Below are 22,230 nucleotides of genomic sequence, written 5' to 3'. Positions count from 1 at the left end.
CCGATAGATGCCGGATCACACGGTACGGGGTCACTACGGATCGCGGAGCGCTTGTAACTCAGTCCAAGCGAGACCGCTTGCGCCTGGCCGAGGACTTGAGTCGTCCCCATCCGAAGCGGGCCTTATTGATCAGCCGGGCCGCACACTCTCCGGCAATACCTGAACACGGACGGTGACGTCAATGTTCGAAACGCAACCGCTCGGTATCGGGGTCGAGGATCTGCACCCGAATCTGGCGCCGGATCGAAGCGTTCCAGGCGATCGCGTCGTCCCCGGCCGTCGGGAGAACGGACTGCCGGGTCAGCCAGCCGGTAAAGGCGTCGTCCGGGGTCCCGTCGCGCTGCGCCAGTATCCGGATCCGGGCGACCTTGTCTCCCGGGATACCGCCGAACTTCACCGTCAGCTTCGATGCGAGATCGTCCAGGCCCGCGAACCTTTCGGCATCGCGGGTCGCACGCTCATTGCTCTACGAGAGCACGATGACGTGATCGATTGCGCCGTCCAGGACCGCCGACTCGTCATCGCCAAGCAGAAAGCGGGCTCAGATCCTGACTTGTTGATCAGAAACCGAACCCGCTTCATGAGTCAAGAAGTGTCCTCGGAGCGAGTTGGAGCTCAATGACACGTTCGATGTTTTCCTCCGAGTTCGCGCTGACCTAAGACGTCCGTCGCCGCCGTTCCCCAGCGCGGCCGCGGTTGTCATCAAAAAAGAGCGCATGAGGCATACGCGGACCTCAGGAATGACGACCGAGTGATTGACCAGACGTCAGCCAGTCGTATGACTTCTCCTGAAACTCCAGTCGTTGCGATCCGGATCGGGCCGTCACCCCGGAACTTGGACACACGGGTGACTGTTTCAGGCTGCCAGGACGAACGTAGCAGCATTCAGGAAGTTCTCGTACTGGTTGGGTGAGACTTTCTGGCAATAGGAGTGCCTTCGGTGTGTGTTGTACCGGGTGCAGAACCGGAAGCTGTCCCGGCGGCAGGTGGCCGCATCGATCCAGAACGGGTCGCCCTGGAGGGTTTCTCGTTTGAAGGTGGCGTTCCAGGACTCCACGGCGGCGTTGTCGGCGCTGGAGCCGATCCTGCCCATGGACTGCCGCAGCCCCAGCGACTTGCAGTGCTCCACGAAGGCGTTCGACGTGTATTGAGCGCCGTGGTCCGAGTGAAAAATGGCTCCTTGCACGATTCCTCGGGTGGCGAGGGCGTCATCGAGGGCCTCGATGACCAGCTCGGTGCGCATGTGATCGGCGATCGCCCAGCCGACCAGGCGGCGTGAGGCCAGGTCGATGACGGTGGCCAGGTACAGGTTGCTGCCGTCGGCGATCGGCAGATAGGTGATGTCACCGGCATGGACACACCCGGGGGCGGGCGCCCAGAACTGGCGTTTGACCAGGTCAGGGAACTTCTGCCCGGACTCGTCGCTGATGGTGGTGCGGACCTTGCGACGTAACCGCAGGCCGGCGATGTCGTGCTCGCGCATGACGCGGGCCACCCGCTTGTGGTTGACCCGCTCACCGGCCGGCACACCCTCGTTGAGCTCGGCCGTGATCCGGGGTGCACCCAGCGTCCGGTCAGCCGCGTTCAGAGCCCGGATCCGTTCGGCCAGAGCCAGGTCGTCAGCGGCCCGCCAGGCCCTGCCCGGCGCGGCGTTGCGCCAGGCGTAGTAGGAGGAACGTCGCAGGTCCAGGACATGGCACAGCCGCTTCACCGTGAAGGTGTTTCGGTGGTCAGCAACGAACTGGAAACCGCTCACCAGTTCGTCTCGCCCGCGAAATATTTTGCCGCCTGGCGAAGAATATCCCTTTCCGTGGAAAGCTTTTCGACTTCCACCTCATGCTCAGCGTCCCGACGCGAAGCCTCCGCCCGTAACGCCGCGACCTCGGCCTCCAACGCCGCGATCCGCGCCAGCGAGCCCGCCGGACGACCCCGTCCCCGCGCAGGCGTCTCACCCGCCTCGAGTGCCAGCACGATCACCTCGTCCGGACCCTCCACGCCGCTCCGGGCGTCCTGGACGTTTAGGCCGGCAACTGCAGGACGTTCTCGGGTCCACTTACTCAGCGCTTCGCGGCCGATCCCCAAGTCCTCAGCGATGCCCATGACCGTCGCGCCGGGCGTGGACCGGAACAGATCCACCGCCTGCTGACGGAACTCCTCTGAATACGGCTTACGGGCCACGAGGAGATCATCTCGCTTCCTCCAACATATGCTGGTTTCAGCGTGTCCAAGGCCCGGGGTAAGTCCCGCCATCATACTCCTGACAAGCACAATCGGACTTTGACGGGACCCTGGCTCACCCCCGACGGCCACTCACATGACAGGAAGCCAGTTTCCCATAAAAACATACATGAATTGTCTGGCGGCATGCTCGTCGGACAGCCCAACGGCTCGTCGGGACACTTCGAGCAGGTGAATGCTTCGTGTGAAAGCATGAATGTTCGTGCGCAGGATGCCATCCATCCCGTGTATCAGGACGGCAATCGGCGGCTCTTCCCACTGAACGAGAACCTGGTAAAGCGCAGAGCAGTGGGAATCCCAGCTGATTTTTGATGCTTCTGGCCAATCCAGGGCCTGGGCAATTTTGCGAAGAAGAATCTCTTCCGTGAAGGTGGCGCCGGTCTCAACTTCAACGGAGACGACAAGGAACCCTAGCTCTGCAAGTTTCTCGCCAACCTCTTGATAGTCGCTATTATCACACAGATATGGTCGCTCCCCTAGTTGGGGAATGATCGTTTCGACCTGAACCCATTCAGGACCGGCAAATCTCTTGTAGATCACGCTTTCCCCCCGATCGGGGTCCACGACCCGGGAAATATGTATTCGAGCTGCGCGAGGTCAGGGAAGTCGGGTGATCGATACGCCTCAGTCATACCGAGCAGGCCGTGCACGCATCCTAGATAAACGTGGACATCCCTACGCAGCATGGCATCAAGGCCGTAAACGACGATCGCCACAGGGTCTTCCTCATCGACCAGGAAGTCGCCTAGCCAATCGTTGAAGGCAGCCCAGTTGACCGGCCCTTCTGCCGGAAATCCCAAGGCCTTTGCTATTTCTCCGAGGATGTCCTCCGCAGCGCCGGCAGGTAACCTGCCAGATTGCACTCTGACAATTCGAAACCCCTCGTTCGCGAAGCGTCCAGTTACCGCCCCCACTTGTTCTGGAGCGATCAGGTGGGGCCTCAGCGGTAATATGTCAAATAGGGGTTGCGAAGCCACTCGCATTACGCCAGACATCAACACGCACAACCTGGGGCTCGTAGCGGAATAAAGGTCTCGTAGTGATCCGGGCTAAACCATACATCACCAGCAGCACCGAAGACCAAGCGAGCGGGGTGGTCGCGCTTCTGGCCGCGCAGGGTTGGAACCACATCGCTTTCGACGTAGTACCTATCTCCTCGAGCAGGAAGACCATTGCCCGAATAGATTCCTGGGGCGTCCTTGGATCCCCCGAACCGCACTCCTGGGGGCCGGCTTCCGTCTAGATCCATGGACGTGATAACCGCATCGGTCTGGGCACGGAGGTCTTCCGGGACGCCGCTGAGGTCCACGTGGGGGCATGCGTTGTGCACGAGAACCGGCGTAGAGCCAGCCACCACATAGAACGTGTGGATCTTAGCGACGCTAAGGTTGTACATGCGCGTCGATCCCGAGAACGACGTCGCGCCTTCTACCCGTGGGGAATCGCCGGACGGTGATGACAGCAAGTCACCTGGCTGCAGTTTCCCGGCGCGGGTCCAGGCGCCCTCCCCCGATTCCCAGAAAGGGTGTTCCTGAGTGGTGTGAACGACAGAGATCCGGCCTTCGCCATCACGGATTTTGAGGTCGGTCAAGTCGGTGTCGTGATGGATCATCACGGCAGTCACCGAGCGGCTGGTGTCCTGGCCGGTCTCGGGGGCGGTGGCGAGCACCTTGTCGCCGACTTCGATGTCCTGGATCTTCTTGCGGCTTCCGTCGGCCATCAGGACGAGCGTCGTACCGGAGAAGCTGTCGACGCATCGTGCCGCAACCTTGGAGCCCAGTTCGGCTGCCTCGTTTCCGGCCGCTGCGGGCTTCGGTGCCTTGTTCCAGAATTTGAGACGCTTGCCGACTCCCTTGCCGAAGGCCCATCCCTTCTTGGCGGGACCCATGCCCGGCATGATCGCGAGTTTGGCTTCCGTGCAGCCTTCCTTGCCCCCGGTGCTGAAGCACTTCTTTGCGGCTTGAGCACCGACCATTTCACCGGCGAAGCTCAGGACGCCCTTTCCAAAAGATGCCCAAGGATTGCTGTGATGGGCCTTGTCCGTCACCGGAATGCGGGCAGGCGTCGGATCGATGACCATCTTTGGTGGGCCGTACCAAACGTTCGTCGGGGAGCTGACGCCACGGCTGGAAGACCCTGACGACGCACCGGAACTGTTCGAGCTAGACGAGCTTGCGCCGCTCTTCTTCTTCTCGTACTCCTTGCGGGACTGTGCCTTTCCGTTACTGCCGACCATGCAGTCCGGACCGTCATCGGGCGTGCAAGGACTCAGGCCGGAGGGGTCCGAGAGGGTGACGGGGTTGTCGTTGGCGTACGAGTACCCGTTCCACTGATCAGGTTTCGTCAAGTCCATGACCGGGTCTACCGAGACGAACCGGCCAAGCTTCGGGTCGTACTCCCGGGCCCCCAGGTGGGTCAGGCCGGTGTTGTCCTTGGTTCCTCCAAGGAATCCCTTGTCCCCGGGCCACGAGGCGGGCGCGGTGCCGCGGTCTTCTCCGAAGGGCAGCATGCGCCGGCGGGTGGCCACGAGACCGACGGCGGCTACGAAAGCGGTACTGGTGCCGTGGTGGTCGTTCAGGAGCCAGTTCAGGCCGGCTTTGGTCCGCACGCCGATGGTTTCGCCGCCATGGCTGTAGTAGCGGGTGGCGGTGGCGGTCCCGCTGGTCGGCTTGCGCACCTCCTGTCCACCGGGCAGGTAGACGGTCGTGCCGGTGGGGTCGCGACGGATCAGCCGGTTGCCATCGGCGTCGTAGACGTAACTGGTGGTGCCGCTCTTGTCCGCTGCGGTGCTCTGGCTGCCTTCATCCGTCCAGGTGAGGGCCTGTCCGGCGGTGTCTTTCGTGCCGGTAGAGGGGCAGGTGTTGGCCGTGGTCCCGATGGGACGGCAGGTCGTGTTGCCGGCTTCGTCGTACGCGTACTTTTGGGTGACGGCGGCAGCGGTGCCGGTAACGCTGGCCACGCTGGTGACGGCATGTGGCTTGCTGCCGGGGGCTCCGCCGGAGGTCGGGTAGGTATAGGTGCGGGTGATGTCCGTGCTGGCGTGAGCGGTTTCACTCTTACGGTTGCCGGCGGCGTCGTAGGTGTATGAGCGCCAGTACGGGGCGGGCCCGCCCAGGGCGGCCTTGGTCGGGGCAGTCGCACACGACAGGGACGTCGGTGTCCAGGCTTCGGTCAGACGCTGACGGTAGTCGTAGGTGAAGCACTGGGTTTCGGACGGCTGTCCGCCCTCGGGCGCGTCTTTGATCGAGGTGACGTTGCCGGAGTCGGTGTACGTGTACGTCTGGTTGTACACGTAGGTCTTGTCGGTGGGCAGGGCGTAGTACTTGCTCAGCCGGCCGGTCGGTTCGTCGTAGCGGTAGGACTCGGTGACCCGGCTGTCGTACTCCCCCACGTCGCGACTCAAGATCTGGTCGAACTGGTTGTAGACGACGTTGTGAACGTACATCTGGGAACCGGCCCCATTCAGGGCGCCGCTGAGCTGGCCGAGGTGGCCCCGTGCGAGGTACGTGCTCGTCAGGGTTTCCTGCGGCAGGTCGGCAGCCGCGGGAATCGAGACCTTGCCGATCTGGCCGTTGGGTTGGTACTGCATCTGCTGGGTATAGGCGCACTTGTTCGTCGCCGCGGAAACCGCAGAGCCCGGTCTCAGTGGACGGCAGGGTCAGGGTGCTGCTGAGGGCCTGGCCGTCGACGTTGTACGAGCCGATCGAGGTCGTGTAGGCGGACGCGGTTCCGGCCGAGTCGTACTCGTAGCGAATCGACTTGGCCAGGCGGCCGATGCCGTTGGTTGCGACAGTGTCGTACTGCCACTCGGCGAGTTTGCTGCCGTCAGTGGTGGCCTTGCGCAGAGACGTCTGGCGTCCGAGCTTGTCGTAGGTGTAGGCGAGAACCTTGCCGCGCGCGTCCTTCGTCGTGAGCAGTTGCCCGGCGTCGTCGTAGGTGGAGGTGGTGGTACCGCTGTCCGGGTCGTCGACGGCAATCTGGTTGCCGCGTACGTCGTAGCGGTAGGCCCACGTGTTGCCGCCGGGGTCGACGACCTTGGCGAGCTCACCCTTGATGTTGAAACCGTAGGTGGTCTTGTCGAAGGTCGAGGCGCTGTCGCTGCCGACCTTGGCGGGGTCCTTGTACTGGCGCAGCTCGGTGGTGCGCCCCTGGGCGTCGGTGAACACCGTGGTCGCGGTGCCGCCCTTCAGTGGGGTGGTGCTGGTCTTTTCGCCTTCGTACTTGTTTGTGGATCGCCATTTTTCGTTGCCGTTGACGATCAAAGCGGATGCGGTCAGTCGTCCGGCGCCGTCGTACTCGTTCTGTGTCAAGGCCGGGATCTCGGGTCGGCCCTCGGCGGTGACCAGGCTCGTGCTGGGCGGGCTGTTGTCGCCGTCGTAGTACGGGTTACTGACCCAGTCCACCAGACCACGCGAGTCGTACACAGTCTCGGTGACAGCCCGTCCCCCGGCCACCGTCTCGATCTGGGTCTGGCGGGAGCGCGCCAGCCCGTCGAACAGCTCGATCGAGGTGCGGTAGGTCTTGTCGCCGTATGCAGTCAGAGTCTTGGTCGTGACGGTCGAGGGCGCGTTCTTGCGGATCTTGTATGCGTAGCTGACGCTCGGATCGTTGGGGAAGGCAGTCTTGGAGCGTCCGGGCGCCCAGACTCCCAGCATGCGGCCTGACCCGTCGTACGTCATCAAAGTCTGGGCCTTGTTCGCGTCCACGGTCTTGACCGGTAGTCCCAGGGCAGGGTCGAACGTGGCGGTGCTGACGTGCCCGAGGGCGTTGGTCACCTCGGTACCGGTGACCGGGCCCGCCACCGCCGGCGTGTACTTGGTGGTAGTGGTCTGACCGAGCGGGTCGGACTCACTGGTGATGCGGCCCAGAGTGTCGTACTTGCGTTCGGAAACGGTGAGGTACTTCGGGGCCGACCCGCTCCAGGAGTCGAGGTCCTCGAACCGCACAGGCAGGCCCTGGGTCGGGGCGGTGCCGAAGGTAGAGGCGTCGTCATAGTAGGTACGGCTGTCACTGACCACGTCACCCGGACGTGAGGGCGTCACAGAGCAGGAGACCGACAGCGTTTCGGTGCGCTTGACCTTGTCAAGGATCCAGTCGGATCGGTTACGGACGTACTCGGTGCGCACGCACTGGTCGTCCGCAGCGGTCGATTCGTCGCCCTGGTCATCGATCTCGACAGGGAAGTTGTCGTCGTCCACCTTGGTGACGGTCTTGGTCCACCGGGTCGCACCGGTGGAGAGCTTGACGCGGTCACGGCTGGTCCCCGTGTACGTCTGCCAGGCTTTCAGCGATCCGGAGGATGCGGTCGGTCCCTGATGGGAGGGGGTGTTCAGCGTGCCGCTGATCCAGGGACCTCCGGCCCCGTCGTAGACGATTTCCTCGCGGACCATTCCGGCGTACGCCGGGTGGTCGTCCAGTTTCGTCCCGAGGGAGTCCTCGATCTGGACCGAGCGGGGGGTGCCGGTCGGGGGACGCTCGGAGTCCTTGGGCTGCTTGTCGCCGTCCATACCGCGGAAGTACCGGTACTCGGTGCTGGACTGCGGTGCGGTGTCAGCACCTTGGATGACCCGGACCCGTTCGTAGCCGCGGAATTGGCTCCAGGTGCGTTTCTTGGGCTCGATCAGCTCGGAGTCGTCATAGGCCCAGGCCGGCGCTCCCAGATAGTCGTACGAGGTCATCTCGTGCTCGAAGCCACCGGTGTTGTCGTACACGTCCAGCTGAGTCACGACGTACTTGTTGAACCAGTCGATCACCGGCTGTTCACCCTCGGCGCCGTAATACTGCGGAAAGCACCTCTTACCGTTGGACCATGCCTTCGGGACAACCCCGTCACACTCAGGCTTGGAGTAGGTGACGCCCAGCTGCGCGCCGGTCTCGGTGGTGACAGTGTCGATACGGGCGCGGAAAAGGCTCGAGTGCCCGTTGGGGGTGTCGACCCGGTTGGGCATGACGTCAGCGTTCGGGTTGAAGACCGTGGCAGGATCGGTGACCTTGGCGCCGCCGGCGCTGGTCACTTCACCGGTGTGAGTGATGCTCTTGAGCCACATCGGGTTGCCCTCATTGCCGCCAGCGGCGAGGTACACCTGCTTCAAAGCCCAGGAGTCCACGTCGGTGTAGGTGCTGCCGGTCCCGCTGTACACCTGGGTCCGCACACCGGACAGGCGCTTCTGCGTCCAGAACGTCGGTGAGAAGTTGTCCTTACAGGGAGCTTCGGCGCAGTACTGGTCCCATGGGGTGTCCGGGAAGCGCTTCTTGATCGCCTGGTCCTTGGCGTTGAAGCAGCTGGTGCCCAGGCATCGGTCGGCGGTCTCGAACAGGATCCGGTTGGCCGGGTGCACCGAGGCGGCTGCGTCGGACCGGCTACCGTACTCCACCCGGGCCAGGGACCCGCCCCGGTCGTAGATGGTGCGCTTGTCCTTGTCGTTCTCCCGCGCGTATGCACCGGTCTCGGCGTCGTAGAAGTACGTGATCGTGTTGCCGCTGGGGTCGACCACGTAGTCAAGGTTCCACCGCCAGGCCCGCTGCTGCCGTGACTTGGCGAAATCCTTGTCGTAGCCGGGCTCGTCGGGATGGTTGCTGTAAACCGGGACAGACCAGACCGATCCGGTCTTGGTGTCCGCGGACGAGCCGCCCTGGCCCTTGTCGCGGCCGTAGTAGTACTGCGTGCCGTCGGTCGTGGTCACACGCCAGTAGGCGCCGTCGACGTCACCGTTGCCGTTCCCCGCCTTGACCAGCTCGATCCGCGAGCCGTCATCGGTGGTGCTGCGGTATTGGATGTCCTTGTCGCCCGCACCGCTGTCGGTGGTTTCGTCCTTGACCAGTTCAGTGGCAGCCCCGTTGAACGACATGGTGGCGTTGTCATTGAAATAGCACAGGTCGCCGCCCTTCTCGTCCTTGTTGTTCGGGTCCTTCTTCTCCTTCTCGTCGTGGTCGTCGGCACACGCACGGTAGGAACGCTCGATGTAGCCCGGCCACAGATCCCAGCCGTCACCGACCCACGAACCCTGCGTGTTGTTCGCCGAAGTGCGCCCGTCGATCGATCCGGAGGAGTACGACAGCTCCAGGGACGGGGCCACACCCGCAGGAGGGGCCGGCGCGTCGATCGGGTACGACCACGCGAACGCCCCGGTCTGGGTCGAGACCTGCCACGTCGAGGCCGCCGACAAGGACGTCGCCTTGTAGTCACCCAGCGGTCCGTCCGCCGCGGCCTCGACAGCGAACCGGCTCACCGCCCCGTCAGCGGCCAACGGCACGACCGCGCTGGTAATCCTCGTTCTGGCGTCGTTCTCGGCGGCGAACGTGGCTCCGTCCGACAACCGGACCAGGTGCAGCCGATTCAGCGCGTCCACGCTGAAGTCACCGGCGAACGCCGCCTGATCCACGCCCACGGAGACCTCCGCGGCCGTGCCGACCTCGTCCGCCCGCGACAGGGCCAGCACCAGGCTCTCACCGCCGGCCGCCTGCGCCGCGGCCCGCGAAAGGACCTCGACGCGAACCTTGCGCACCGGGCTCACCCGGGCGGATACCGCCGTATCCCCGCTGGACGCCGGCAGCGATACGACCACCGGAAGTTTCCCGGCCGGGACCGCATTGCCGGTCGCACCGGAGCCACCAGACGCGCGTGCCGCCGCCACCGTCGTCAGGTCCACCACAGCAGCACCGGATTCGTCTTCCGGGTCAGCTGGAAGGTCGGCCTCGGTGAGCTCCCTCTCCTCAGCCGTGTACTCGGCGCGGTTGGGAGCAGCGACCTCCTTCAGCTTGACCCCGGCGACGTCCCCGTCCTCCACCGCGGCGGCAGCCTGCGGGGACGAGGGCAGCTGAGCGGCCAGGGAACCGACGAAGACCGACGCCACCACCAGGGCAACGATCTTACGCCGACCCCGGACAAGTATCCGGCGGCGCGAAAACGGCGAGCGAGTAACACTCACAGCGACAATCTCCTCACGAACACGAAACAGCAGACCGGGGGCGAACCACGTCACTCGATCTCCGGCCACTCCTCGGGTTCCTTCGCTCGCATGTTGATCTCGCCGTCGTTCCACACCCGGGGAAGGGCGTAGACCTCATCGATCCAGCCGATCCAGCGTTCTGTCGTGGTTGCTCCTAGACCGCGGCCGATGGCGAAGTCGCCGGTGGAGTCCCAGGTCGCCTTACCGGTCGCTGCGGTCAGGGATCCGAGGACGGACGGGGTGCCGTTCACGTACAGGCGGATCTCGTTCGTGAGCGGGTCCGCCACGGCCGCCAGATGCGTCCACTCCCCAGTGGCGACGTACTCGGTCGTGCAGACTGCCGTTTCGGAGGCCGTAACCGTGTCTGCAGCTGCGATGGTGAAGCACCATCCCGGGTCGGGAGACCCGTCGGCTGACTTGTCGATGTTCAGGTCCGTGCGGTAGCCCAACCTGAACATGGAGCGCTTGTTGCCGTCCTGGGATACCGAGGCCTGGTTCGCGGTCGGAAGGGTCACCGCAGGAGGTTCTTCCGGCTCTACCGGCGGGGAGTCTTCACTGTCGGGGTCATCGCCGATGCCACCGGGGTCGCCGTCCTCACCCGTTCCAGGGGTTTCGGGTTCCTCCGGAGGCGCGTCCGAGGTTTCGGGGGAAGGCAGCCGTACCCAAGAGGCGACGGTGAAGCCAGCGACAGCAGTGGTCTTCAGCACCGATGACGTCGTGAACTGTCCTTGCCCGGCGAACTGGGCTGACCCGGCCGAACCCATCATCCCGACGGAGGACCAGGCGACTCCGGATCCGCTGATACCGGCGGGGCGGTTGTTTTCCGGGACCGATTCGGCCGAAGTACCCTCCCCCTCGTCGAGAGACCAGTACCAGCTGCCCTTTTCCAGAGCCACCCAGAACTCGAAATCCGATACCCCGGAGAGGTTTCCGGCCTTGTCAATAGCCTTCACGGTCAGGACGTTCTGGGAGTCCTTGGTCGGGGTGATCGGAACTTCCGTTATGCCGTTGGAGTCAGCGTCCTTGAAGCGCTTCTCGCCACCGTTGAGCTGGTATTGGTACTGGTAGACGTTGTCCGAAGCAGTTCCCGGGCGGAACGTAAACTTGGAGGACTGACCCACGCCCCCCTTCCACGCGTTCTCCGAGTAGAGGTCGCTGGTGATGACGGGCGACTTCGGATTCTCGTTGTCGACGATGATCTTCGCAATCGGATCCGTTGTGGCCGACCAAGGGCCACACTGGTTGTACGAGTCGCAGGCCCGCCCGATCCAGTAGTACGTCCCGTCACTCAAGCCGGGCCAGACCTTGGCCGGAGCGACCGGCTTGGCCGCCACCGTCCAGGTCCGCTTCGCACCGCTGGCGATGCCGCCGAGCTCGGTGGAGGCCACAATCTTCTGCCGGGTCGATTCGTACACGCGGTACTGGTATTTCAGCTTGCCGCCGTCGGGGTCCGTCGCCTTCATCGTGAGCTTGGGTTTGCGGCTAGGAGTGGCGACTGGGGCTGTGCACTCGAGGCAGGGAGAGACCTTGCGCTCCCCCACCTTGCCAGGACGGTGGTTGTAGTCGATGTCCAGGTACGCCGAATCGGCCTTCAGTTTCTTCCACTGCTTCTCGTCGCCCTCGCTCTTGGCCTTGAATGCCAGCGTGATCGCGGACTGGTCCCGGTCGGCGGCATCCTGGAACGCCTTCTTCAACGCAGAGCTCTTGAACCCGACCTCGTCATTGCCGTCCTTGGGACAGAACTGCTTGTTGGCCGTGGCCTTCACCTCGGCCAGACGCTTCCAGGTCTTGTCCTTGGTGCTGTTCCACGTGACCGGGGCAGTCCTGGAGATCGAGTTCGTCACCCACAATTGGAACGGTGAAGGGACACAGTCGGCGGTGTGCCAGACGTTGACGTGCACGGATGCCTTGATGATCTCGGTCTTCTTCAATTGTGCGGTGCTGAATCGCGCGAGCGTGCGCCAGTCGTCGTCGGCGGAGCTCTGCCAGTTCTGCCCCACGCGCATGTAATCGCGATACCCGTTGCCCGACCAGTACGACGTGGTCGGGTTCTTCCGGCTGACGACGGTCCAGATCTCGTCGAGGTTGTCGTAGCCCGGGTCGATGTACACGGGGAAGTTCGTGTCCGGGTGGGTGAGCATGTCCACGGACGGACTCAGCGTCATCGCGCTCGCCGTAACCTGCACGGGGACCGTCTCGGTCCGGGCCGGACCCGTTTCGGCGGAGGGCAGTTCGGCTCGCGCGGCCACCTCGCGGCTCGCGGCCTGCTTGCCGTCCGTCGTAGGAGCTGGGGAATCCCACATCGCGGCTCCGTCGGAGATGAACACGATGCTTCCCGACGGGTCGACCACGCGGATGAAACCGGTGTCGCTGTCCTGCTCGAGCTTCAGCCCTTCGGTAGCCAAATCGAAGCGGATACTGGCCAATTCCGGGTTGCGAGCCGCTTCGGCCGTCTTGACGACCAGCACCTCGCTGAAAGATCCCACCGAGGCAGTCAGCTTCAGGTCCACCCCTGGAAGCACATCGGCATAGGTCGCCGTGTCACCGTCCAGAACAGGCTCAGGCAAGGAGTCCTTCCACGTCATGGAAAGGCTCTTGCTGCCGTCGGTGATGGTGACCATCGGGGCGCTGCCGCCACCGGAAAACCACATGTCCAACGTGGTGGCTTCCGGACGGACCACGTCGCCGGCCGACTTCAGCGTGGTGTCCACCGGCACCCACCCGGCTCCCCGACGCACTCGCTGCGGCGAGGTTGCTTGCCGCAGCTTCATCGTGCCGTCGGGCTGGGCGAACGTCTGCGAGAACTCGGTTCTCGCAGCCACGACTTCCACGGGCGATCCGTACCGTCTGGCCAAGTCAATGGCCGTCTCTTCATCGGGAGCCTCGCTCGGCGTCTTCACCGGGTTGGAGATCACGGTGGTCCCGGTCGGCGGCACTTCGGCAGAAGCAGCCACTGCGGCTGACGGCGCAGCGGCGAGGCTGGCGCACACAACCGCACCGCCGAGCAGAGCAGCCGAGAACCGCGAACGAGCAGCACGAAGGAGGGCGCCGAGCACTATGTCTCCCTGACCAAAGGGGACATATCCGACTAATGGCCCCGAACTGTGGGAAACCTATGCGTCACTTCATGCGTGCACAAGATCCCCCAGGGCACTGTGTCCCCGTTCACGCGAACAGGCCCGATGGCGAGCTCGACCGGGAGAGACTGAAGCGCTCTGGATTCGATGGAGGCTCTCTCACCGGCGGTTGTGTTGTCCGCGGTGTTCAAGCAGTACTGCGGCCGCCTTCGACACCCAGCTGGCCTTCCACTACCCAAGGTCATCGGTAACAGGACACCGCTCCCAACAGCCACCCGAGAATCTTGGGCATCGCGCGGCTGCCGGGCTAGGAAGGGGCCCCTCCCGCCGTCACTATCCGAACGTGCCGCGCCCCATACGCCAAGGAGTCCCTCACGGCTGCATCCTCAGGATCTTCACCGCTTCCGTGGCCTTCGCCCCAATACCTATGGGCTCGGCACTTCCCCGTGCCCGACCTCACTGCCGAGCCGAGCATTCCAGTCCCACTCACGACCGCCATTCCGGACGTCCCCAAGCCGTCCCTAGATCGCGGTAGCAAGGGCCCGCCTCTAACGAAATCCTTGAACTGCGAGCCCGTTCAGGCTCTCGTTCGCTGGACGCATCGCAGATCGCAGGCAGTCCCGACTGTTGGAGGGTGAAGATGCGCGAGATGGAGCACAGCCGCGGTGACTTCTGGGGCAAGAGTTCTGTGGTGGACGAGGAGGCGATCGACCACGAAATGCTAGTCGGAACGGTCAAGGTCGGCAGCGACGCCATCGTGGTGCGGGTCGCCCAGCGCATCGACTTCGACCTCTTGGCCGACCCCATCGCCACACTCACCAGTCCCCGCGAATCACGGTGGGCGGCATGTGGGAACTCGACGCCGTGCAGGCCCTCCAACTCAGCGAGTTCCTGCTGCAGGCCGCGGGCAAGGTGGATGACGTGCTAAGCCAGACCACCAGGCCCCGGATGATCACCAAGGAGCCGGATTACCCACTGCGGAGCCTTCCTTCGGCTTAGCGTCTACTACTCGGTCAGGTCTCGGGCTGCGCCTCAAGAGGCGCAGCCCGAGCGCGCGTTCAGCCCGCGCCGAGCAGAAGATCCCTCTCGCTTTGGAGAGCCCGGCCGGTGGCCCAGACCCTCTCGAAGTTCTGCTCGGAGGTTTCGAACAGGCGGCCGCCCGTGTGCCACTGCAGATGCATCACCGGCGCGAAAGCCGCTGCGACACCGTAGACGTGCTGGTTCACGAGCATCTCGTCCCCGCCAAGGAAGATGGATCCGTACAGCGTGGTGTCGTGAAGACGGATGTCGATTCCCTCCACGTCCTGCAGCGGCCAGTACAACATCAGTGCATTGCGCACCTTGGCCGGCAGCGCGAGCCCGATCCCCTCTTCGACACCCCGTCGCGCCACCTGAGCTCCGTCCGGGTCCCCCAGCAGCAAGCGAACCCGCACGCCTTCGGCAGCCTTTCGAGACAAGATCCCTGTGAGTTCGCGATCTTCTGCCAGGAAAGCCCGCTGTAGACCAGCACGCCGATCTCCCCAGTGGCCTGACCGAACACCTTGCGCCACACCTGATGCGGCACTGAGCTGCGGTCGCTGTACGAGGCATACATCTCAGCCTCTGTAGCCGCCGACCTTGGAGCCGGCCAAAGCTCCGTCTCAGCCACCCCCAGCAGCTCCGCCAGCTCGGCGCGAAAGCGCGCCTGTGGCGTGCGTCCCCTGAGCCAGCGCGTTACGGTCTTGGGGGCGACCCCGAACCGGTCGACCAGCTGATTCTCGGTAAGGCGAGACCGAGATATCGCTCCGCCTCCGGTCGACGGCAGCGCGCTCCCCGCCGCAGTCAGCACCCCTACCTTCTACGGGGTGTCCTCACCTGCACGCGGTGCGACCGGCACATGGAGGGATCCTGGAACCACGGCCGCGCTCATTACCGATGCCGCCTGAAGCCGGCCGATACGGCGCTCGGGCGCTCGGGCGCTCGGGCCATCCGCGTGCCGCCTACGTGCGTGAGGACAAGGTCGTGGACCGGATCGACAGCTGGCTCGAAGATCTTTTCGCTCCCACTCGCCGCGAGCACACCATCACCCTGCTGCACGAGGCCGATCCCCACTCAGCCCTGGCCACTCAGCGGGCAGCCCTGAGCGAGAAGCTGAAGGTGTGCGAAACGAAGCTCGCTCGCTATCGAGAGGCGCTTGAGTCAGGCACAGATCCCGATCTGGTGGCCGCGTGGACGGCCCAGGTCATAGGGGAGCGTGCGCGTCTGACGGTCGCTCTGGAGCGCCTCGTGCCCACCGCAAGGCCCAGCCGAAAAGATCTTCATGCGCTTCTTTACCAGATGTCTTCCCTGGCCGAGTGCCTGCGCCGAGCAGATCCTCACGACCGCGCAGACCTGTACTTGCACCTGGGCCTACAGCTGCGCTACGAGCCGACAAAGCGCGAGGTCAGGGCCTTGATAAGCCCTGACCCGTGTAGCTATGAAAGTGTCCGAGGAGCGAGTTGGGGCTCAGGTACACGTTCGGTGCTGTCACGAGAGTTCGTTCTGGGGTGAATCGATCAACAAGACGGAATGCAGTCGGCGAGGTGATCGGTGAGACCCCGCTATCACGCGATGAACGACCTGGATCCTGAGGCGGCAGGACTACCGGGGTGCAGCCTCATGCCGAAGATGGCGAGGCGAGGCAACGGATCGACATGGGGAAGGGCACACTTTTCGAGCCACCAACCTGGACCTGCTGGGACGTTGTTCGAACCTTGCACCCCGGTCAGAGGGAGTGCAACGAATCCGGCCGCTACCCGAGAGCGACCAGCGCGTCGCTGGCGGCAACTCCGTCCAGGATTCACCTGCCCCAGGCGGCGAAACCCGCTGTAAGAGAAGCCTGGACAACCGCGCTCGGCCAAACGCCCGGTGGTAGCGGTGGTGCCCGGGACCGGTACGGTCGGCCCCATCCATGTGGGGGGATGAAGAACCATGCCAACGTCCGTGTTCTGGAGGCTGTGCCTCATCGTCGTTCTCGCCGTGGGCACCTCGCTCCCGGTCACCCCGGCTCAGGCCGCCAGCGGCGACCGGCTCGGGATCCGCACTTCCAATGGCCAGTGCGCCACGAAACCCGGTTTGCTCCAGGCCACCCCGGACGTCCAGCAGGCCCGGGACTGTGTCGACCTGACCCTGGCCCCGGGACGGATCGGTGTGGTGACGTCGACCGGAAAGTGCATCACGAAGGACACGTACTACACCACGCCGCGTTACCCCGGCGAGACATCGCAGCCGGTGGAGGGGGAGGCGTGGTACCGCAGCGGCGACTGCCTGGGCATGGCGCTCACCACGACCCGCACAGCGATTCGAGACAGGTACGGGGACTGTCTGGTCTGGGAGAAATCCCAAGCCAGGCAGACGCGTCAGAGCGGCCCCAACTGCACGGGAATCACGCTGAGCGGTGACCGCATCGGGGTGCGTACTTCGGACGGCAACTGCTGGGTCAAGGAGGGTGGGCTCGACGCCGCCTTCGTGCGGGAGTCCGGGCCCGGCTGCACCGGCCTGACGCTGGACGGCAATCGGATCGGGGTCCGTACGGAAGGCGGCAGCTGCTGGGTCAAAGAGGGATCGCTGCACGCCGACTTCGTGCGTCAGGACGACTGCACCGGAATTTCGTTGTCCGGGAACGTGATCGCCACCAGCAACGCCAGCGGCTACTGCGCTGCCAAGCAGGGCCCACTGAACGCGATCCCTTACGTGGTGGCCGGGCCCGGCTGCGCCGACATCACGGTGTCCGGCGACTGGGTCGCGGTGCGCATGCGCGACGGCCAGTGCTGGGCCCGGGAGGGCGTCCTGGTGGGCGTCCGGGAGAGCGCCTGGATCCGGCAGCCGGGAGACGAATGCCGGCAGATCACCCTGGCGGGTGCCTCGACGTTCGTGGGCTAGCCGCTCGGGGCCCCGCGAGTAGGGCCAGGGTGTCGCGTCGCGTGAGCCGGACTGGAACGGATCTTGCGCAGAAGCCGCCAGCTCTTTCAGGTCAGCGTTGGCTCACTCCCCGGGACTGTCCGCCGCTCTGACCTGGGTTTCCCAGCCGCCGGGTCGGGAGCCGAGGCCGCGGCCGCGGCCGCGGAGGATCACTCGGGGCTACAGCTCGGAAACCCCGGTGCCACCTGGAGTTCGTCGAGCACGTGGTGCGGCCCGTCCTGAGGAACGGGGCCCCGAGTGCGCGCGGCCGGGCCACGATCGACGTCCTCGGTCTAGACCGCGACATGCTGTCGGAATGTCGCCGGAAGTGTCTGCGACTGGTCGATGCGGCGGTCCGGCACTGGGTCGAGCGGGTCGAGGAGCTGGACGATCCGGACCGGGTGCGCCGGGAACGCCTGGACCGGGAGGACCTGATGGCCTGACAGCGCCAGATGCGGAGTACTCGGTGATGGCCCGAGCGCGCGTGGCCGAGCTGGTGAATCAGTTCAGGAAACCGCCGGGCTGAGCGGCGCGACCAGGGGAACGATCGGGATCTCCAACACCAGAGTCGCGGAGGCGCCCCGGGTTCGTGGAGCACTGCCGCCAGGTTGGACTTTACCGGCCCCGCCGCCGTGCGCTTCTCCCCTCCAGAACCACGAATGCCTAGCCGGCGCAGACCGTTCGAAGGCTCGTCCAGCCACCGGGTCGCGACAAGGACATCAAGGCTCCCAGACCCGCTCTGCTGCAGGCGAATCCGGCGTTTGCCACGCCCGGGAGTTCACATCTGATCGAGATCCACTTCGACCGTGAACGGCGCGGACACCTTGACGATCCCGGTGAAAACTTCGCCGTCCCGGTACCGGCCGACCGACGCATCAAGCACGTACGTGTAGACCACTGGTGCCCCGGTCGGGGCCTGCTCGACGCGCCAGTAGAACTGGATCCCCGCCTTCGCGTACTGGTCAGCCTTGACGATCCGGTCCGTCGTCTCCGACCCGGGCGAGACCACCTCGACCACCAGCAGCACATGCTCAGGCCTGGTCGGACTGACATCGATCGTCTCAGCCCGGTACACCGTCACGTCCGGACGGCGGTTGTTCAACGGCAGATCCTGCAGACGCACATCGAAGTCGGTGTCCGCGTTCCAGTCCTCACCCGCGGCCGCGTCCAGCGCGTTGGCCAGCAGCCGGGCCAGACGATTGTGACGCTTGGACGCGCTCGGGCTCACCAGGACCATCCCGTCCACGATCTCAATGCCTGCACACTGCTCGGGCGTCCACGTCGCGTACTGCTCAGCCGTTACCTGCTCATGCATCCAGGCCGGCGCGACCATCTCCGCGCTCATACGGACACCTCCAGAGACAGATCAGCTACCACCAGCAAGATACCGCCACCATCACCCGCCGAACGCCCTCACGCGCACCGCATCGAGGCAAACACCGTGCTCACGGACCCAGCCGAGCCTCATCGTGCGGAGCTGGACACCACCGAACAACTCACGCTCTTCGCCTGCCTCGCTCACCCCGAACTCTCCGAGCCACCTCACCTCGACGGCCCGCCAGCCAGTGGAACCACACGTCGCGTCCCTACACGGCAAGTAAGCAGGCAGGGAGATCTGCGGTTCGCGTTCTGCGGCCGGGGCTCCACCACCGAGTACCAAGACCCCGAATCCGCCCGAGGCTGGCAGTACGAAAGCGCCCGCGACCTCATCGCCGACGCCGGGCCGGTCGAGCACGAGTCCTTCGACATCGGATGCTCACGACCCCTGGCCTGGGCCGACCGGCCGTTCGAGGCCATCGTGGTTGGGGAGTCCGAGCGCGCGTTCTGCGCCGGGCAGCTCCCGGCCATGCTCGCACTGTTCATCGACCACGAGATCAAGATCTGCCACCCCGAATCTGCCAACTACTTGACGCGGGTCACCTTCACCCTCCCGCCGCTGACACCCAACCCGGTGTAGCCGTAAGCTAACAGGCGAGAAGTCAGCTAATGTTCACGAACTCTAAACATCTGGACGTCGCGGCTCCCCGGTCATCCAGACCAGGTTCTCAGTGAGCATTCAGAAGACCTGCCTCAGCGGCACTAATCATCCCGGCGACCCTGAGTAGCTCACTCACCAGGTCACCCCGCCCGGCCGGCCTGGCGAGGACCGTGACTGGCAGGTCATCGACAAGACGATCGCTCTTGTCGAACACCACCGCTCAATCAATGCGCGCGACTTTTCGGACAGACGCAGTCAAAGATTCTCTCTTACCTGGGCTCCGCGCTTCTGAACACCAGGCGCGCCCCGATCCTTCACACGATTACGCCACCTGACACAACGCCACTCTCCGCAGTACGCCGCAGCCCCCAACTATTGCCCAGCATTTCCCGCTACACCTGCCACCCATCGGGCGGGATCAAATCCGGCCATGCTTGCGTGACTTCAATACGCAGATCCATACTTCGGTCCGAATCCACGAGTCGCAACAAAAATCGGCGATCTGGGAATTTTTCCCTGAGGCGAGCTCCCCAAATTTCTATGAGAATCTGCCCCAGACTCCGGCAGGCAGCATAAAAATCTTTGCCATAAAACGGAGCATTTCTGAAGAGATGCTCTATCTCGATCACATTGAATGAGTCCACAAACTCAGACCACGACTTCATTCTGCCGTCATCGGACATTCTTTCGGTGACTCGGGCGTGCGTATTTCCGTTCACGCCGAGAAAAATAGCACTCGACTCTTCGATGAAAGATGGCCAGAAGAGCTGGGAGTAGAGCAGGGCGTGCAGCACATCCCCTTCATCGGCAAGGATCTCCCCAGATTCTACCCCCTCCCTGTTAAACCCAGCCAGTGACACAAGATCTTGCCAGCTTCTATCCGTCACGATATGCCTACTCACATTAATCATTCCTCTATCGTGGCAATTCAGGGACCATATCTCCTCCGCGGGCTGATCCACTGCGAACAGTGTGACCGCAGGATGGAAGGCTCCTGGAACCACGAACGAGCCCACTACCGCTGCAAGCTCAAGGCCGCCGACATCGGCCTGGCCCGGTCAGGACACCCGCGCGCCGTCTACGTCCGCGAGGACAAGATCACGAGCGCCTCGACGACTGGCTCGAGGACCTGTTCACCCCGGCCCGACGCGAACGCACCATCGATCTTCTGCACGAGGCCGGCGAGGATCCGCATCTGGCCGCGCAACGCGAAACCGCGAACAAGAAGCTCGGCGTCTGCAGCAACAAGCTCAAGCAGTACCGAGCAGCCCTGGAAGCCGGCGCCGACCCGGCCATGATCGCCACCTGGACCGCTGAGATCGTGGCTGAACAAGCACGCCTGAAGCTGATGCTCGAGCAACTGGTGCCGTCAGGGAAGCTGACCAGATCAGACATCGCCAGCCTGCTGGATCAAATGGGCAGCTTCGCACAGCGCCTGCAACGAGCCGATCCACGCGACCGCGCCGACCTCTACATGCAGCTCGGCCTGCGACTTCGCTGCGACCCGAGCGAAAGGTTGGTCAAGGCCGTTCTCGACCCTGACCCGTGTACCTATGAAAGTGTCCGAGGGGGGACTTGAACCCCCACGCCCGATAAAGGGCACTAGCACCTCAAGCTAGCGCGTCTGCCATTCCGCCACCCGGACAGGTCGTTCCCCGGGTCATGTGCCCTTCGAACGACGAGAAGCTTACCGCAATCCAAACGGCCGCCTGAACACACCCACCTCAGCGACGGCCGTATGTACGATCGTACATACGGCGCCTACCCTGACACCCATGAGCGTCGTCGCCCACCCCGCCCCCGAGGACCGCCGAGCCCGCACGGCCGTCGCCGCCCTCTTCCTCACCAACGGCGCACTCCTGGCGAACCTTCTACCCCGCTACCCCGAGATCAAGACCGCGCTCGACCTGCCCAACGCCACCTACGGCCTCGCCGTCATCGCGTTCCCCGCCGGCGCCATCGCCACCGGACTGGCCGCCGCGTCCCTCATCCGCCGCTTCGGATCCGGACGCGTCGCCACCGCCGGCACCATCCTGACCAGCCTCGGCACCCTCGCCGCGGGCGTCTCCCCCAGCCTCGTCCTCTTCGTCGCCGCCCTCTTCGTCGCCGGGGCCACGGACGCCGTCACCGACGTCGCCCAGAACGCCCACGGCCTACGCGTCCAACGCCGCTACGGCCGCTCCATCCTCAACTCCTTCCACGCCGTCTGGTCGATCGGCGCCGTCCTGGGCGGCACCATGGCCGCCGCCGCCATCGCCCTCGGCATCCCCATCGGCGTCCACCTGAGCGCCTCCGCCGCCCTCTTCTCCCTCGTCTCCCTGGCCGCTCTCCGCCACTGCCTCCCCGGCCACGACGACGAGACCCGGACCACCGAAAACCCCGCGCCCCCCGAAGATCCCGGCCGAGAGACCAGGCACCGCGTACCCGTCGCACTCCTGCTCCCCCTGACGGCACTCGTCCTCATCGCCGTCGCCGGCACGGTCGTGGAGGACGCCGGCAACTCGTGGGCCACGCTCTACCTGTCCGGCACCCTCGAGGCCCCGGCCGCGCTCGCCGCCACCGGTTACATCGCCCTGGTCGGTGCCCAGTTCGCGGGCCGACTGATCGGCGACCGCCTGGTCGACCGCTTCGGCCGGCGCACCGTGGCCCGCGCCGGAGGCGCCGTCGCCGCCACCGGAATGGCACTGGCACTGGCCTTTCCGTCGGTCCCCGGCACCATCGCGGGCTTCGCCGCGGCCGGGCTCGGCGTCGCCACCCTGGTCCCCGCCGCGATGCACGAGGCCGACATCCTGCCCGGCCTGCGCCACGGCACCGGTCTCACCCTCGTCTCCTGGCTCATGCGCCTGGGCTTCCTGCTGTCCCCTCCGGTGGTCGGCCTGGTCGCCGACGCCCACGGACTGCGCGCCGGGCTGCTCGTGGTCCCCGTCGCCGGGGCGCTCGTCGTCCTCCTCGCCCAGGTCCTCGGCCGTCGCCCCGAACCCACCGCCGAACCCACCGAACCAGCCGAACCCGCCGAACCCACCGAACCGGCCACCGCCATCTCCCCCCGGCCCGCTGGATAGCGTGTGAG

At 64.8% G+C, this 22,230-nt stretch carries 18 protein-coding genes, 1 tRNA gene and 1 pseudogene; 8 read left to right on the top strand and 12 right to left on the bottom strand.

Going from position 1 to position 22,230, the window contains the following annotated elements; genetic code table 11:
• Positions 1–178: 178 nt before the first annotated feature.
• The 7 genes from J2S57_RS23870 to J2S57_RS23840 form a co-directional block, all read right to left on the bottom strand.
• Positions 179–397, bottom strand: coding sequence for a hypothetical protein (locus tag J2S57_RS23870; RefSeq protein WP_307246792.1), 219 nt, complete (start codon positions 395–397; stop codon positions 179–181).
• A 459-nt stretch (positions 398–856) separates the two neighbouring features.
• Positions 857–2,178 (bottom strand): IS3 family transposase gene (locus J2S57_RS23865; protein WP_307246790.1). Its coding sequence is split into 2 segments (ribosomal slippage): positions 857–1,770 and positions 1,770–2,178, totalling 1,323 coding nucleotides; the frame shifts between segments, so codons are not numbered across the junction.
• A gap of 132 nt (positions 2,179–2,310) precedes the next feature.
• Positions 2,311–2,778 (bottom strand): hypothetical protein, encoded by a 468-nt coding sequence (locus tag J2S57_RS23860; protein ID WP_307246787.1) that lies wholly within the window; start codon positions 2,776–2,778, stop codon positions 2,311–2,313.
• A complete protein-coding gene (locus J2S57_RS23855; protein ID WP_307246785.1) occupies positions 2,775–3,101 on the bottom strand; it encodes a barstar family protein in 327 nt (108 codons plus the stop codon). Before J2S57_RS23855 ends, J2S57_RS23860 begins: the two co-directional genes overlap by 4 nt.
• 131 nt (positions 3,102–3,232) lie before the next feature.
• Positions 3,233–4,747 carry a polymorphic toxin-type HINT domain-containing protein gene (locus tag J2S57_RS23850; RefSeq protein WP_307251104.1) on the bottom strand — a complete coding sequence of 505 codons (1,515 nt, stop codon included), beginning with the start codon at positions 4,745–4,747 and terminating at the stop codon, positions 3,233–3,235.
• Positions 4,748–5,294: 547 nt separating this feature from the next.
• Positions 5,295–10,220 (bottom strand): RHS repeat domain-containing protein, encoded by a 4,926-nt coding sequence (locus J2S57_RS23845; RefSeq protein WP_307246783.1) that lies wholly within the window; start codon positions 10,218–10,220, stop codon positions 5,295–5,297.
• Positions 10,217–13,243: a LamG-like jellyroll fold domain-containing protein gene (locus tag J2S57_RS23840; protein WP_307246781.1), complete on the bottom strand. Its 3,027-nt coding sequence runs from the start codon at positions 13,241–13,243 to the stop codon at positions 10,217–10,219. The genes J2S57_RS23845 and J2S57_RS23840 overlap by 4 nt, the downstream gene beginning before the upstream one ends.
• An 867-nt stretch (positions 13,244–14,110) precedes the next feature.
• Between J2S57_RS23840 and J2S57_RS23835 the strand changes: the two genes are divergently transcribed.
• Positions 14,111–14,263: a hypothetical protein gene (locus J2S57_RS23835; protein ID WP_307246779.1), complete on the top strand. Its 153-nt coding sequence runs from the start codon at positions 14,111–14,113 to the stop codon at positions 14,261–14,263.
• 59 nt (positions 14,264–14,322) lie between these two features.
• Here J2S57_RS23835 and J2S57_RS23830 read toward each other — a convergent pair whose 3' ends face one another.
• Positions 14,323–14,655 carry a hypothetical protein gene (locus J2S57_RS23830; protein ID WP_307246777.1) on the bottom strand — a complete coding sequence of 111 codons (333 nt, stop codon included), beginning with the start codon at positions 14,653–14,655 and terminating at the stop codon, positions 14,323–14,325.
• Positions 14,656–15,265: 610 nt separating this feature from the next.
• Between J2S57_RS23830 and J2S57_RS23825 the strand changes: the two genes are divergently transcribed.
• From J2S57_RS23825 to J2S57_RS23815, 3 genes are all read left to right on the top strand, one after another.
• A complete protein-coding gene (locus J2S57_RS23825) occupies positions 15,266–15,793 on the top strand; it encodes a hypothetical protein (RefSeq protein ID WP_307246776.1) in 528 nt (175 codons plus the stop codon).
• 420 nt (positions 15,794–16,213) lie between these two features.
• Positions 16,214–17,164: a hypothetical protein gene (locus J2S57_RS23820; protein WP_307246774.1), complete on the top strand. Its 951-nt coding sequence runs from the start codon at positions 16,214–16,216 to the stop codon at positions 17,162–17,164.
• A 323-nt stretch (positions 17,165–17,487) separates the two neighbouring features.
• Complete coding sequence (locus J2S57_RS23815) at positions 17,488–17,625, top strand: hypothetical protein (protein WP_307246772.1); 138 nt, start codon at positions 17,488–17,490, stop codon at positions 17,623–17,625.
• Between the two features lie 335 nt (positions 17,626–17,960).
• Here J2S57_RS23815 and J2S57_RS23810 read toward each other — a convergent pair whose 3' ends face one another.
• Entirely contained in the window at positions 17,961–18,527 is a 567-nt protein-coding gene (locus tag J2S57_RS23810) for a Uma2 family endonuclease (protein WP_307246769.1), read from the bottom strand.
• Between the two features lie 96 nt (positions 18,528–18,623).
• On the opposite strand from J2S57_RS23810, the gene J2S57_RS23805 reads away from it, so the two are divergent.
• A complete protein-coding gene (locus J2S57_RS23805) occupies positions 18,624–19,139 on the top strand; it encodes a hypothetical protein (RefSeq protein ID WP_307246768.1) in 516 nt (171 codons plus the stop codon).
• A 413-nt stretch (positions 19,140–19,552) separates the two neighbouring features.
• Here the strand turns inward: J2S57_RS23805 and J2S57_RS23800 are convergent, their stop codons facing one another.
• Entirely contained in the window at positions 19,553–20,122 is a 570-nt protein-coding gene (locus J2S57_RS23800; protein ID WP_307246766.1) for a hypothetical protein, read from the bottom strand.
• Here J2S57_RS23800 and J2S57_RS35415 point away from each other — a divergent pair.
• A pseudogene (locus J2S57_RS35415) lies at positions 20,051–20,203 on the top strand (recombinase zinc ribbon domain-containing protein); the annotation flags it as partial. The gene J2S57_RS23800 and the pseudogene J2S57_RS35415 overlap by 72 nt on opposite strands.
• A 35-nt stretch (positions 20,204–20,238) precedes the next feature.
• Here J2S57_RS35415 and J2S57_RS23795 read toward each other — a convergent pair.
• On the bottom strand, positions 20,239–20,493 hold the full coding sequence (locus tag J2S57_RS23795) for a hypothetical protein (RefSeq protein ID WP_307246764.1): 255 nt from the start codon (positions 20,491–20,493) through the stop codon (positions 20,239–20,241).
• Between J2S57_RS23795 and J2S57_RS23790 the strand changes: the two genes are divergently transcribed.
• Positions 20,455–20,739, top strand: a complete 285-nt coding sequence (locus J2S57_RS23790; protein ID WP_370882503.1) for a hypothetical protein — start codon at positions 20,455–20,457, stop codon at positions 20,737–20,739. The genes J2S57_RS23795 and J2S57_RS23790 overlap by 39 nt on opposite strands.
• On the opposite strand, the gene J2S57_RS23785 is transcribed toward J2S57_RS23790, so the two are convergent.
• Positions 20,721–20,805 (bottom strand) — tRNA-Leu (locus J2S57_RS23785). The two genes, J2S57_RS23790 and J2S57_RS23785, sit on opposite strands and share 19 nt — an antisense overlap.
• A gap of 130 nt (positions 20,806–20,935) precedes the next feature.
• Between J2S57_RS23785 and J2S57_RS23780 the strand changes: the two genes are divergently transcribed.
• Positions 20,936–22,222, top strand: coding sequence for an MFS transporter (locus J2S57_RS23780; RefSeq protein ID WP_307246759.1), 1,287 nt, complete (start codon positions 20,936–20,938; stop codon positions 22,220–22,222).
• Positions 22,223–22,230: the final 8 nt, after the last annotated feature.

Source organism: Kineosporia succinea, from assembly GCF_030811555.1.
Lineage (GTDB): Bacteria > Actinomycetota > Actinomycetes > Actinomycetales > Kineosporiaceae > Kineosporia > Kineosporia succinea.
The sequence above is the reverse complement of the archived record's forward strand: the minus strand, read 5'-3'. Positions and strand labels throughout refer to the sequence as shown.

Excerpts from the sequence above, each read along its gene's own strand:
- J2S57_RS23815 (WP_307246772.1), top strand. The coding sequence starts at position 17,488 with ATGCTGTCGGAATGTCGCCGGAAGTGTCTGCGACTGGTCGATGCGGCG.
- J2S57_RS23810 (WP_307246769.1), bottom strand. The coding sequence starts at position 18,527 with ATGAGCGCGGAGATGGTCGCGCCGGCCTGGATGCATGAGCAGGTAACG.
- J2S57_RS23780 (WP_307246759.1), top strand. The coding sequence starts at position 20,936 with ATGAGCGTCGTCGCCCACCCCGCCCCCGAGGACCGCCGAGCCCGCACG.
- J2S57_RS23790 (WP_370882503.1), top strand. The coding sequence starts at position 20,455 with ATGATCGCCACCTGGACCGCTGAGATCGTGGCTGAACAAGCACGCCTG.
- J2S57_RS23850 (WP_307251104.1), bottom strand. The coding sequence starts at position 4,747 with ATGCTGCCCTTCGGAGAAGACCGCGGCACCGCGCCCGCCTCGTGGCCC.
- J2S57_RS23835 (WP_307246779.1), top strand. The coding sequence starts at position 14,111 with ATGTGGGAACTCGACGCCGTGCAGGCCCTCCAACTCAGCGAGTTCCTG.
- J2S57_RS23820 (WP_307246774.1), top strand. The coding sequence starts at position 16,214 with ATGCCAACGTCCGTGTTCTGGAGGCTGTGCCTCATCGTCGTTCTCGCC.